Genomic DNA, 11,240 nt, shown 5'->3' with positions numbered 1-11,240 from the left:
TGGACTCGCGAGTGTCCATGCTGGTGCCCCGCGCCGCCAGCCGGAGGAACTGACGATGGCCCACATGTCCAAGCTCGACCTGGAAGAGGCCGAGACGTTGGCGAAGCTGCTTCGCGCGGTCCGGACTTTCGACTTCGCGCTGAGCGATGCGGTCGGGGACAAGTGCCGGCAGTTCCCCAGCATGAAACTGAGCGTGGGGACTGTACGCGATGCGCTGGAAGACCTGCAAGGCGACGTCCGCGGCACGATGAAGGACAAGGACCCGGACAACGTGACCGGCTGGGACGAGCTGCGCAGCTACCTCAGCCGCCGGGAAGCGGAGGCCAGGACATGACGCTCCTCGCCATCGGCCTTTCCCGGCTCCAGCTCGACGCCAAGGCCGCCGCCGCGTCCGGCCAGCCGCTCGCCTACACCGCCGCCGAGGTCCAGCAGATCGTCGCCGAGATGGAGCGGGCGGAACGCGCCGCCCTCGAAAGCGCGATCGCCCACCTGGAGCGCCTGAATTTCCAGCCGGCCACCCGGCTCTGACCAACGCCGCTCCGCCGGCCGCCGCCGCGGACAATGAGGAATCGCCATGTCCGAAACTCTCGAAGCAGCCAAGACCGAAATCGCCGTCGTGAACGTGACGGCGCTCGTGCCGACCAAGGTTTTCGCCCCAGGCGGCGTGGACGAAATCTTGACCAAGCTGGAGGCCGAAGCCCGCGCCACGGCGGCCACGCTGGACGTCAGCGCGCCGAAGGGTCGGAAGGAAATCGCCTCGCTGGCCTACAAGGTGGCGCGCAGCAAGACCGCCCTGGACGATATGGGCAAGGATCTGGTCGCCGACATCAAGGCGAAGGCGGCACTGATCGACGCCGACCGGCGCGTGGTGCGTGACCGGTTGGACAAGCTGCGCGACGACGTGCGGCGCCCGCTGGACGAGTTCGAGGCGGCGGAGGAGAAGCGCGTCGAGCAGCACGAGGCTGGGATCGCGGCGTTCTCTATCGCGGCTCCCGGCACCACCGAGGAGATTGCAAAGACGCTGGCTATGGTCGAGGCCACGCCGACCGACGGGTTCCAGGAGTTCGCCAAGCGAGCGGCCGAGGCGAAGGAGGCCGCCGTGATCCGCTTGCGCTCCGCCCTGCTGGAGAGTCAGCAGCGTGACGCCGAGCGCGCCGAACTGGAACGCTTGCGCCAGGAAGCTGCGGAGCGCGCCGCCCGCGAGGAGGCCGAGCGGATCGAGCGCGAGAAGCAGGAAGCCGCCGACCGCGCTGCTGAGCAGGCCCGGCGCGACGCGGAGGAGAAGGCCCGCCAGGAGCGGGAAGAGGCCGAACGTGCCGCCACGGCAGAGCGTGAGCGGATCGAACGGGAGGCCCAGGCCGAACGTGAGCGCGCCGCTGCCGAGCAGGCCCGCGTCGAGCGCGAGAAGGCCGAGGCCGAGGAACGCGCTGCCCAGGCGGAGCGGGACCGGCTGGACGCCGAGCGCCGCGCCAAGGAGGCGGAGGAGCGAGCGGAACGCGACCGCATCGAGGCCGAGCGCCGGGCGGAGGAAGACCGCAAGGCCGCCGAAGAGCGCGCCCGGCAGCGGGAGGAGGAGGCCGCGCGCCGTGAGCGCCAGAGGGTCGAGGACGAGCGCAAGGCCGAGGAGGAGGCGCAGCGCCGCCGCGAGGAGGATCGGGCGCACCGCGGGTCCATCAACCGCGCCGCGATGAACGCACTCGTCGCCGCCGGGCTGTCAGAGGGCGCCGCCCGCACCGCGGTCGAGGCGATCGCGAAGGGCGAGGTGCCCTGCGTCCGCATCTCCTACTGAGCGGGGCCAGCATGAACGCCACCCTCCCGGCCAGCGTGGACGCCTTCCGCAAACACTTCCCGAAGTTCAAGGACTTCCTGGTGTCGCGCGGGTCCGAAGTGCTGGCCCCATCCAACGCCTTCGAGGTCGCCCGGTTCACGACGCCGCAGGGAATCGGTGTGGTCTACCGGAACGGCAAGGGGCAGGTGTCGAGCTGGCAGGGTGGCGCCGATGAGGCGTTCGCCGCCTTCCGGGCCGGAGCGTCATGGTCGGTCGGCGCTCGCAAGGCCAAGGGCAAGGGCAAGGTCCGTCACCAGATCAACGCCCTGCTGTCCCGCGACGGCGACGGCTGCTTTTTCTGCGGCCGGCCCCTCGGCGATGACATCACCGTCGAGCACCTCGTGCCCGCTGTCCACGGCGGACCCAACCACATCAGCAACCTCGTCCTGGCGCACGCCGCCTGCAATCAGTCCGTCGGGCACCTGTCCGTCGCCGAGAAGGTCAGGGCGCGGGATCGCATGACGAAGGATGCAGCCTCGCAGGAAGGAATTTCGGCATGAGCGTCATCAGCAAGACCCACATCGTCCACCACGACGGGCTCGTCCAAGGAACCGATGAATGGCTCGCCGCCCGCTGCGGCCTCCTCACCGCCTCCGAAATGAAACTCATCATCACGCCGACGCTCAAGATCGCGAGCAATGAGAAGGAACGCGCCCACCTTTACGAGCTGCTGGCCCAGCGGGTCACGAAGCATGTCGAGCCCCATTATATCGGCGACGACATGATCCGCGGCTGGGACGACGAAATCGCCGCCCGCGCCCTCTACGCCGAGAAGTTCGCCCCCGTCGAGGAGGTTGGCTTCATCACCAATGACCGGTGGGGGTTCACGATCGGCTATTCCCCCGACGGACTGGTCGGGGATGACGGGCTCATCGAGATCAAGAGCCGTCGGCAGAAGTTCCAGGCTGAGACCATCGTCAACGGCACGGTTCCTGCCGAACATCTCATCCAGGTTCAGACCGGGCTTCTCGTGTCCGGGCGGAAGTGGCTGGACTACATCAGCTATTGCGGCGGCATGCCCCTGTTCGTGGTCCGCGCCTATCCAGACCCGAAGACCCAAGACGCCATCATCGAGGCTGCGGGGGCGTTCGAGCATCGACTCTCGCTCGCGCTTGAGCGCTACCACGCCGCCGCCGCGCGCATGCCGATGACTGCGCGGCGCGTCGAAATGGAGATCCGCATATGATCGACATCAGGAAGACGATCGCTCCCAAGAGCGACCAGATGAACGCTGACGACCTGATCGGCGGCCCGCGCACGATCCGGGTCACGCGGGTGTCGCTCCTCGCCGCCGCCGACCAGCCGATCGCCATTAATTTCGAGGGTGACGACGGGAAGCCGTACAAGCCCTGCAAGAGCATGCGCCGCGTGCTGGTCAGCCTGTGGGGCCCGGACGGCGCCGCCTACGCCGGCCGGTCCATGACCCTCTACCGCGACGAGACGGTCGCATTCGGCGGCCAGCAGGTTGGCGGGATTCGCATCTCGCACATGAGCCATATCGACGGGCCGCGGAAGCTGGCCCTGACCGCCACGCGCGGAAGCCGGAAGCCGTTCGTCGTGCAGCCTCTGGGAGCGGAGAACAACGGCGAAGGGCCCGACCCTGCAGCCCTCGGCGCCGAGGCTGAAGAAGCGGTCGAGCGCGGAACCAGCGCCTACGCCGCGTTCTGGAAGCGCATCGGCGCCGCCGGTCAACGCGCCCTCGCTGCCGACCACGAGGACCGCAAGCGTCGCGCCGCCATGACCGATATGCCGGCAGCCGGCGCAACCGATTACGCCGAGGACAACGCCGAATGAGCCGCCGCCCCAGCTCGCGCGAGATCGCGCAGACCCGCCGCGCCAAGGAAGCGCACCGGTTCGACCACCTGGACACGCGCGCCGATGACGAGCGCTGCCCGGACACGCTGGACTGATGAGTTCCTGGCGCGGATCGACGCGACAGACGCCGGCACGAAGCCGCTAAGCGCGTGAGGCCCCCATGGACGAAGCCAAATCCGACGAGCCGTGCAGCTCTGGAACGAGGACAGGACATGTCGACATCGCCAAGGCTCTCCGCGTCCCGGTCAGCGACCTCGGCTTTCTCATCACCGCCGCACTCAAGCGACCGGCTGGGAAGTGGCGCCTCAAAGCCAACAGATGGTCCGCGACCAACTCACCACCCCCACCGCTCCGCGCTGAGCGCAGAGCGAGGAGACCGACACCATGACGACTTACCTACGTGCTGCCGGAGCCTCCCGAGTACCCCTTCCGCGTCGGCGATGAAGTGGAAACCGTCAATCGCAACGGGGAAGCCATGGGCCGCCAGCACATCACCGCATCAAAGGGAAGATCGTCACCACCGATTGCGGTCGGAGGTGGACGAAGGACGGGTGGTGGCACGGGCGAGACCCGCGCCTACCCGTTCCCGAGCATCCGTCATCCTGCCACGCCCTCGGCCTGAGGAGACCGAAATGACCGATGAGCAGATCAACGCGCTGCGGGAAGCCGTGGCATCCCTCCCGATAGTCCTCTGGCACGACCCGAACGGCGCCATGCGGTTTGTCAAATCCGTTCCCACCGAGCCGCGCGATCCGGACGGCACCGGCTACCCGGAGATGGTCGCGATCCTCGAAGGCGGCCAGCACATCGACCTCCCGAACGTCGATCCCGAAGATTTCCTGTGCGCGGCCAAGCTTTTCCCCGCCACGCCCTCGGCCTGAGGAGACCACCATGACCACCAAAGCCGAACGGCAGGCGCACCGCGAAGCGGGTCTCTCCGCCTCCGACTTTCCGATGCCGCCAATCCCACTCATGCACCCCAATGCCGAATGGTGCGAAAGCTACGCGCGGTGGCACAGCCAGTTTGTCGCCGCCTCCCGCCGCCCCGCCGTGGAGGCCGCCCCGTCCGGAGCCGAAGAGATGGCGCGTGCGCTTTACGACGCCCTGTCAGCTGAGGATGGCACGTCCTTCATTGGAGAGTTCTCCGCCAGCGGTCCAGTCACCATTGACGGCCGGTTCGATCTTTCCAAGGTGGCCGGGCGCCTCTCCGCCGCCCGCGCTGTCTCTGCGCCCGCCGCAGCGCCGGGAGGGTGGAGGACGCCCAAGACCTCATCGAAATCGCCCGCCATCTCGAAAGGCTCTCCACCGCGCTCGATAACAACGAGGCTCTGGACACCGATGAACTGATCGAAGCCATGGATGATGCCGCGGATGAACTGCGCCGCCTCTCCGCCTCTCCTGCCGCTCCGGCGGCACAGAGCGGGGAGACTGACAACGGATGGTTCGTCATGGTCGGCGATTGGCGCGACGAACGGGTGGCGATCCACGGCCCGAACGGACACATCGCGTCCGGCCTGACGGCGGAGCAGGCGAACGCCCTGATCGAAGCGCACGGGCGCCGCGCCGTTGGTTCGGCCTCCGCTCCCGCCCCAGGGAGGCGATGGGATGACGCAGAGCAGCCACTACACCGTGACGCGCTCCGGTTCCCATGCCTTGGTGATCCGGCACACGCCAAAGCGCAAAGACCGCTGTGTTGCAGCGGTACCGCTCTGCAACGATCCCGCTGACGCCGAAGGTCGCGCCTACAGCATCGCCGAGGATTTCGTCACCGGCCGCATCAACGAACGCTCGCAGGACTGACCCCATGACCACCTCCCACACCCCGGCGCCGATGAGCGCCGAAGACCTCCGTCGCCGCGCAGACAAAGAACGCGTGTTTGGCGCTTTCCAAGATGCGTTTGATGACCTCGCATCCACCAAGGCCGGGCGCCTCGAACTGCGCATCATGTTCGCCAAGGCCAACATTGACAGGGACCAAGCCGCCGACCTGCTCGACGCCCTGTCCTCGCGCGTCGCGGAGATGGAGGCGGAGCACAAGCGCCTGACCTCCTGCGAGGACGAAGATCACGACCCGTGTATCGCTTTCCTGCTGCGAGGCGCAAACGATGCCCTGGCCCGCGCCACCCAGGCCATCGCCGAGCGTGACGCAGCGCAGGCCGCCCTTGCCGCCGCAGAGGCGCGAGAGGCAGCGCTGCGGGACTACATCACGGCGACCGAATACTGGAAGCTCGAGCCGCATGACGACAATGAGCGCAAGGCGTATCTCGCCGCCCTCTCAGCGGGCGCACAGCAGGCGCAGGGCGAAACCACCGGTACGGAGGGCTGAAGCATGGGCATTGATCGCGAGGACGCCGCCGAGCATTGGTCCGGGCTTTCCGATAAGGCGATTGACGAGATGGTGGACCTTGGCATCGCGCCGACCGCGCATGTGGAGGACCGGCGGGCCAAGGGGTGGACCGATGACGGAAACAAGTTCTACATGACGTCCGACTCCCTGCGGAAACTGGGCTACGCCGAGGCCGCCGACTGGCTGGACCGGCGCGCGGGAGTTCAGCCGGAGCCGCCCCCGCCGCCGCTCGTCTTCACCTACACGAACTGGCGCGGCGAGCACGGCACCCGCCGGGCCATCCCGATCCGGGTCTACCACGGCGCCACAGAATACCACCCCGAGCCGCAATGGCTCATGGAAGCCCACGACCTGGACAAGGGCGCTGTCCGCGTCTTCGCCATGCGGGACATGGGGCCGGACCGCAGCGCCGCCCTCCTGACCACCGAGACGGAGGGTGTCGACCATGGCTAAACCGTACCGCCCGAGCAATGGGACCGAAGGCGACATCTTCCATGCCCACTGGTGCGCCCACTGCACCAAGGCGAAACCCGGCGCCCCGTGCATGATCGCGGGGGCAGCCTTCTTCCACGACATCGAAGAGCCCGAATACCCGAAGGAGTGGGTACAGGACGAGAATGGTCCGCGCTGCACAGCCTTCAATGACAAGGTGCAGATGACCAAGGCGGACGTCGCCTATCTCGCGTGGATGCGTGACCGTGACGCCGCTCGGGAAGCGCAGGGAGGCGGGAATGGGTGAGCCGGATGACGAGATCGCCTATTGGGCCGTGGCGAAGGAACTGGCAGACCACGCACACACGCTGGAGCGGCAGGCCATGGCGGTTTCCGAACGCCTGCGACGCAAGGAGAAGGTCAAGGAAATGGATGTGCTGTTGCTCCGCTCGTCGGCGAAGCATGTCGCGGCCCTGACGGCCATCCTGTTCCCGGCCGGCGCAGCGCAGGGAGAGGTGTAGGCATGGCAACTGAGTACCTGTCAGAGACGTCCGTTGCCGAGTTCTTCGACACGAGCGCGTCCACCGTCCGCCGGTGGGTGGAAAAAGGCGTCCTCCCAAAGCCGCTTATGATCGGAGGCGCCAAGAGATGGCATGTTGACAGCCTGCGCATAGCCGTCCGAACTGGAATGGAGCAAGCGGTCGGAACCGCGCCCCGCACCACCGATCCCGACGAAATTTCTTCGAGGCTTCTCCGCGATGGCCCGCAAAACCGTAAAGCGCACTCTCGCAGACGGAACAATTAAGACATACAGCTACGAACGCGCCAGCAAGGAGCCGCGCGCGAGAACCGTCGCGGCTATCGTCAGGGAATACACCGCAAGTCATCAATACAGGGGAATGAAGCGGTCTTCACAAACCCTTTACGACAGATGCCTGAACGAGATCGTCACCGAGTATGGTGAGGTTGAGATAGCCAAGATCAAGCGCCGGCATGTCTTGGCCCAACGCGATGCTTTAGCCGGCACTCCAGGCATCGCGAACGAGGTTCACAAGGTTTGGACAGTCTTGCTAACTTTCGCGCTTGATCGCGAGTACATCCAGTTTCATCCGGCCCTGCGTATCAGAAAACTGAAAGGTGGCGAACATTCACGCTGGCCGGACGCTCTGGTGGAGCACGCGTTGACTCCCGGCGTGCTCCCGGAGCACTTTCGCAGAGCTGTGGCACTGGCCGTCTACACTGGACAAAGGCTTGGCGATTGCATCCGCATGCAGTGGTCTGATTACGATGGATCCACGATCTCCCTGGCCCAGCAGAAGACAGGGAAGAAGCTGTTAGTTCCATGCCACAGCGCCCTGCGACACGAGATGGACGCGTGGAAGGCTACGCGAGGAGAGTCGACCGCCACCACCATTCTGGTTCGCCGTAACGGATTGCCGTGGCCCAACGGGGATCATTTCTCATCGAGCTTCCGTGGGTTCATCCTCCATGCTGACAAGCATGGGCGCCCGCTTCGCCCTGAGTTCACAGGGTACGTCTTCCATGGGCTTCGCAAGGTCGCCGCTCCCGGCTAGCTGAGGCTGGATGCAGCATCCATGAAATAGCAGCCATCACCGGCCACTCCGCTCTTTCTATGATTGAGCACTACACCAAGGAGAGCGACCAGTTCCGCAGGGCAACCGCAGCGATAACAAAGTTGGAAAATTGGCGAAAAGCCAAATGATGACAAACAGAAAGCTTTCCGCTGACAGATCAACTACTTATCCTTACGTGGCAGGTAAAGTCAGGGTTTTGATTTTAAATGGTTATCGCTTCATGTTTTCCGCCATGGCGTGACATGGCGTTCCTGATGCGTGCCAAATGAACGGGCAGACGGGCGACCAGTCTTGTTCCCCACCTGTTCTCATGCCACCATCTCCCGCATGAGCATTGACCATCCACCTCGCGCGATCTGGGACGCCGCTGTCGCAATGGCCGGCGGCCAGGAGCTTTGGAACGGCCTCGGGCCGGAGATGAAGCGCCAGTACATCGGCTGGGCCGAGTTGGCGGCCCCCGCCCTGATGGGCGGCGGGGCGATCCCGTGGGGAGACGTTCAGCGGACGGTGGAATTCGTTCTGTCCCAGAACCGCGGCATGCAGACGAGCCGGAAGCCCGACGACGTGGCCGTCACCATGCTCGCCATGAAGTTGGTGGAGCATATGCGCGGGTCCGGCTACACCGTGTTTCTCGCACGTCCTTCCGAAGCCCCCAAGACTCACGGCCCCAAGACATGACCTACGCAGAGCTTATCCAGGCCATCAACGCCAGCCGCCGGGAACCGGGCGGATGCACGCCGCCCGTGGTCGATGCCGTCAGGGCTGGCGGGGAAGAGGCACGGCTCTCGGTCAATGCGATCCTTGGATGGGAAATTCGGCATGGCCGGAGAGCCGGGCCGGGCGATGAAGCGTCGGTAATGGAAGCGCGCGCTGCGCTGATAGACAACATGGCGCCGGAGCGGAAGGCGGGGTGACGCTTGTCAGGCGGACAGGCCGGTCAGGCTGTTGACCTTGGCCGCGAACCAGTCGGTCATGCACGCCTTGGAGCAGAAGGAGGCTTCGGCCTGGGCGTTGCGGATCGGCAGGCCGTCGAGGAGATCGACCGACGCAGCGCCGGTCAGCTCCGTCAGCCCGTGATCGTGGTAGCCGATGTCAGCGCTGATCCGCACGGGCATGGCGCCGTCAGCAATCATCACGGCACGGCCCGGAGCCTCCTGCTCCATGGCGGCGATGCTGAACACGTAGAACTTGCCGGCGAGCGTCTTGTGGCAGTGGTGGCAGGTCACGGCACGCCCTCCTTTCCTTCCTTCATGCGCCCCGCCCGGACCGCAGCCCTGGACGCTTCGACATACTCGCGGGCAAGCTGGGACGCGGCATCATCCGAAGGCAGCTCGCCACGGTCGATCATCCGGTTCCGCCAGCCGTGCCAAAAGGCCCTGCCCCGGTTCGCGCCGGGTTCCGGGTCGCCGCTCTCGGCGGACAGGTAGCCATCAACGATGTCGTCCTCATTGAGGCTGTTCAGGTCCGCCAGAGTGCGGACGGGCTCGAAGCTGGTCACTGGCCGTCTCCCTTGCTGTCCGGGGCGCCAGCAAACTGCGGCCAGCACCGGGAACACCGCATGCGGTCGGTCGTGTTACCGATGCCCATCTGTTCCGAGAAGACAGCCGCGGCGCTGCGGAGATATTGGCAATCCGGATCGCGGTGGAGTTTTGCCGTCCCGCGCTGCTGCCGAACTCCGACTGTATGGTGAACGGTGCAGGTCATCACTCACCTCCTCTCTGTGAGCCGGAAGAGGCGCGCGGTCGCCAGCAACTCACGGCCTGCGGCAGTAATGCGCCACCCTCCGGGGCCGTGGTCAAACAGGACATATTCCATCAGCCCCGAGCGCTCCAGTCGGCTGAGGGTTGCCGCCGTCACTCCAGCACCGATCACATGACCGTGGCCGTTCGGCAGGTCGCGCGTCGGCACCAGCCAATCGCCTGCCCGCTCCAACGCCATCAAGACGTTGCGATCCGCGCGGTTCATGGCTCCCCTCCTTTCGTGTCCGGGGAGGCATCACGGAGGCGGACGCCGGGGCCGCCGGGCGGGAGTGGGGAGTTGCCGTCGAAGAACTCGAGGCCGTGCGTTCGGAAAGCCGCCTCGATCTTGTCGAGCGAACTGCTCCTCGGATCCTCCGTTCGACCTTGCTCGATGAACTTCACCGTTTGCAAAGCCACCCCAGAAGCCTCGGCCAATTCGGCCTGCTTCCATCCGAGCCACGCCCGCGCGGCGCGTATCTGTCCTGCCGTCAGCATGGCGGCAGTATCAAGAAGCCGTATCGCAGGTTCAAGCATATAACCGCCCCGGTCAATTTCCTCTCTTGACGGTTATATCAATAACCTCTAGGGTTATCAACATGAACTTCGCGGTCGTCGCCGCATCTAGCCAATCCCAGAGAGGGCCAGCCATGATCGAAGCGCACCGCACCGACATCATCCGTAAGGGCAGCGCCGACGAGATCGTGGCGAAGCGTGACCGGGCGCTGGAGCTTTACCGGCGGGGCGTCGAACTGCTGGCGGAAGCGGCGAAGGTCCACAAGGAGGTCGGCGCGACCGACTACACGAACCTGCGGCACGTCCTGGTTCGCGAGACCTACAGCATTGAGCACGGCGAGACTGACGGAGCCGTGAACGCGATGCGCCGGAACCTCGACGGCGCGGTGTGGAACCACATCATGAACGCCCTTGGCCTCATCAACCTGATGGATGCGCAGGAGGTGAAGGCTTTCCGTGAGCAGAACGAGAAGGACCCGGCGGAAGTGACGCGGGACAACCTCGTCGCCACATTCTCCCGGCTGACGGCGGAGAGCGAGGTGACATTCAAGCGCGGCGTCATCAACCTGTTCATGGCGCTGGACCGCTCGTTCGCCAGCAACCCCGCTTACCGCCTTGGCGACAAGCTCATCATGTCCGGGGCGCTGTCCGAGTATGGCGGCTGGAACCATTGGAGCAACAGCCAAGACCAAATGCGGGACCTTGATAGGATTTTCCAGATCGTAGACGGCCAGCCGACCAAGGATCATCGCGGAGACGCTGCCGCCATGGTGGCGCAGACCACCCGCCAAAGCTTGGGCAACACGCTGGAGACGGAATACTTCTCCATCAAGACGTTCAAGAACCGGAACCTGCACGTCAAGTTCAAGCGCCCCGATCTGGTCGCCAAGGTCAACCGGATCATTGCCGAGCATTTCGGCGAAGTGCTGGCGCACGCGACGCGGAAACCGCGCCGTCGCGCCGCCTGAACC

Annotated in this window: 21 protein-coding genes; 17 read left to right on the top strand and 4 right to left on the bottom strand. The window is 65.6% G+C overall.

Annotated features, from left to right (window positions below; translation table 11 throughout):
- The 16 genes from Sp245p_RS26140 to Sp245p_RS26060 all read left to right on the top strand — a co-directional run.
- On the top strand, nucleotides 1–334 hold a 334-nt coding region (locus Sp245p_RS26140), incomplete at its 5' end, for a hypothetical protein (protein ID WP_211114925.1).
- Nucleotides 331–528, top strand: coding sequence for a hypothetical protein (locus Sp245p_RS26135; protein ID WP_014199453.1), 198 nt, complete (start codon nucleotides 331–333; stop codon nucleotides 526–528). The genes Sp245p_RS26140 and Sp245p_RS26135, both read left to right, overlap by 4 nt.
- Before the next feature lie 46 nt (nucleotides 529–574).
- Nucleotides 575–1,789, top strand: coding sequence for a coiled-coil domain-containing protein (locus Sp245p_RS26130; protein WP_014199454.1), 1,215 nt, complete (start codon nucleotides 575–577; stop codon nucleotides 1,787–1,789).
- 11 nt (nucleotides 1,790–1,800) lie between these two features.
- Nucleotides 1,801–2,328: an HNH endonuclease gene (locus Sp245p_RS26125; protein WP_014199455.1), complete on the top strand. Its 528-nt coding sequence runs from the start codon at nucleotides 1,801–1,803 to the stop codon at nucleotides 2,326–2,328.
- The gene (locus Sp245p_RS26120; RefSeq protein ID WP_014199456.1) at nucleotides 2,325–3,014 is read left to right on the top strand and encodes a lambda exonuclease family protein; all 690 of its coding nucleotides are present in this window, start codon (nucleotides 2,325–2,327) and stop codon (nucleotides 3,012–3,014) included. The genes Sp245p_RS26125 and Sp245p_RS26120 overlap by 4 nt, the downstream gene beginning before the upstream one ends.
- Nucleotides 3,011–3,622, top strand: coding sequence for a hypothetical protein (locus tag Sp245p_RS26115; RefSeq protein ID WP_014199457.1), 612 nt, complete (start codon nucleotides 3,011–3,013; stop codon nucleotides 3,620–3,622). The genes Sp245p_RS26120 and Sp245p_RS26115 overlap by 4 nt, the downstream gene beginning before the upstream one ends.
- Nucleotides 3,623–4,275: 653 nt before the next feature.
- Nucleotides 4,276–4,524 (top strand): hypothetical protein, encoded by a 249-nt coding sequence (locus Sp245p_RS26110; RefSeq protein ID WP_014199461.1) that lies wholly within the window; start codon nucleotides 4,276–4,278, stop codon nucleotides 4,522–4,524.
- 10 nt (nucleotides 4,525–4,534) lie between these two features.
- A complete protein-coding gene (locus Sp245p_RS26105) occupies nucleotides 4,535–4,990 on the top strand; it encodes a hypothetical protein (protein WP_129557234.1) in 456 nt (151 codons plus the stop codon).
- Between the two features lie 258 nt (nucleotides 4,991–5,248).
- Complete coding sequence (locus Sp245p_RS26100; RefSeq protein ID WP_014199463.1) at nucleotides 5,249–5,443, top strand: hypothetical protein; 195 nt, start codon at nucleotides 5,249–5,251, stop codon at nucleotides 5,441–5,443.
- Nucleotides 5,444–5,447: 4 nt separating this feature from the next.
- On the top strand, nucleotides 5,448–5,969 hold the full coding sequence (locus tag Sp245p_RS26095) for a hypothetical protein (protein WP_014199464.1): 522 nt from the start codon (nucleotides 5,448–5,450) through the stop codon (nucleotides 5,967–5,969).
- Nucleotides 5,970–5,972: 3 nt separating this feature from the next.
- Nucleotides 5,973–6,443, top strand: coding sequence for a hypothetical protein (locus Sp245p_RS35965; RefSeq protein ID WP_014199465.1), 471 nt, complete (start codon nucleotides 5,973–5,975; stop codon nucleotides 6,441–6,443).
- On the top strand, nucleotides 6,436–6,729 hold the full coding sequence (locus Sp245p_RS26085) for a hypothetical protein (protein WP_014199466.1): 294 nt from the start codon (nucleotides 6,436–6,438) through the stop codon (nucleotides 6,727–6,729). The genes Sp245p_RS35965 and Sp245p_RS26085 overlap by 8 nt, the downstream gene beginning before the upstream one ends.
- Nucleotides 6,722–6,943, top strand: a complete 222-nt coding sequence (locus Sp245p_RS26080) for a hypothetical protein (RefSeq protein WP_041813914.1) — start codon at nucleotides 6,722–6,724, stop codon at nucleotides 6,941–6,943. The genes Sp245p_RS26085 and Sp245p_RS26080 overlap by 8 nt, the downstream gene beginning before the upstream one ends.
- A gap of 237 nt (nucleotides 6,944–7,180) precedes the next feature.
- The gene (locus tag Sp245p_RS26070; RefSeq protein WP_109139018.1) at nucleotides 7,181–7,996 is read left to right on the top strand and encodes a site-specific integrase; all 816 of its coding nucleotides are present in this window, start codon (nucleotides 7,181–7,183) and stop codon (nucleotides 7,994–7,996) included.
- 348 nt (nucleotides 7,997–8,344) lie between these two features.
- Nucleotides 8,345–8,695, top strand: a complete 351-nt coding sequence (locus Sp245p_RS26065) for a hypothetical protein (protein WP_129557208.1) — start codon at nucleotides 8,345–8,347, stop codon at nucleotides 8,693–8,695.
- Entirely contained in the window at nucleotides 8,692–8,931 is a 240-nt protein-coding gene (locus Sp245p_RS26060; protein WP_041813896.1) for a hypothetical protein, read from the top strand. The genes Sp245p_RS26065 and Sp245p_RS26060 overlap by 4 nt, the downstream gene beginning before the upstream one ends.
- Before the next feature lie 6 nt (nucleotides 8,932–8,937).
- Here the strand turns inward: Sp245p_RS26060 and Sp245p_RS26055 are convergent, their stop codons facing one another.
- The 4 genes from Sp245p_RS26055 to Sp245p_RS26040 form a co-directional block, all read right to left on the bottom strand.
- Entirely contained in the window at nucleotides 8,938–9,243 is a 306-nt protein-coding gene (locus tag Sp245p_RS26055; RefSeq protein WP_014199362.1) for a hypothetical protein, read from the bottom strand.
- Nucleotides 9,240–9,515: a hypothetical protein gene (locus Sp245p_RS26050; protein WP_014199363.1), complete on the bottom strand. Its 276-nt coding sequence runs from the start codon at nucleotides 9,513–9,515 to the stop codon at nucleotides 9,240–9,242. Before Sp245p_RS26050 ends, Sp245p_RS26055 begins: the two co-directional genes overlap by 4 nt.
- Nucleotides 9,516–9,724: 209 nt before the next feature.
- Complete coding sequence (locus Sp245p_RS26045; protein WP_014199365.1) at nucleotides 9,725–9,982, bottom strand: hypothetical protein; 258 nt, start codon at nucleotides 9,980–9,982, stop codon at nucleotides 9,725–9,727.
- Nucleotides 9,979–10,290 (bottom strand): helix-turn-helix transcriptional regulator, encoded by a 312-nt coding sequence (locus tag Sp245p_RS26040; protein WP_052584511.1) that lies wholly within the window; start codon nucleotides 10,288–10,290, stop codon nucleotides 9,979–9,981. The genes Sp245p_RS26045 and Sp245p_RS26040 overlap by 4 nt, the downstream gene beginning before the upstream one ends.
- 62 nt (nucleotides 10,291–10,352) lie before the next feature.
- On the opposite strand from Sp245p_RS26040, the gene Sp245p_RS26035 reads away from it, so the two are divergent.
- The gene (locus Sp245p_RS26035) at nucleotides 10,353–11,237 is read left to right on the top strand and encodes a DUF4942 domain-containing protein (RefSeq protein WP_244439533.1); all 885 of its coding nucleotides are present in this window, start codon (nucleotides 10,353–10,355) and stop codon (nucleotides 11,235–11,237) included.
- Nucleotides 11,238–11,240: the final 3 nt, after the last annotated feature.

This window comes from Azospirillum baldaniorum, from assembly GCF_003119195.2.
Taxonomy (GTDB): Bacteria; Pseudomonadota; Alphaproteobacteria; order Azospirillales; family Azospirillaceae; genus Azospirillum; species Azospirillum baldaniorum.
The sequence above is the reverse complement of the archived record's forward strand: the minus strand, read 5'-3'. Positions and strand labels throughout refer to the sequence as shown.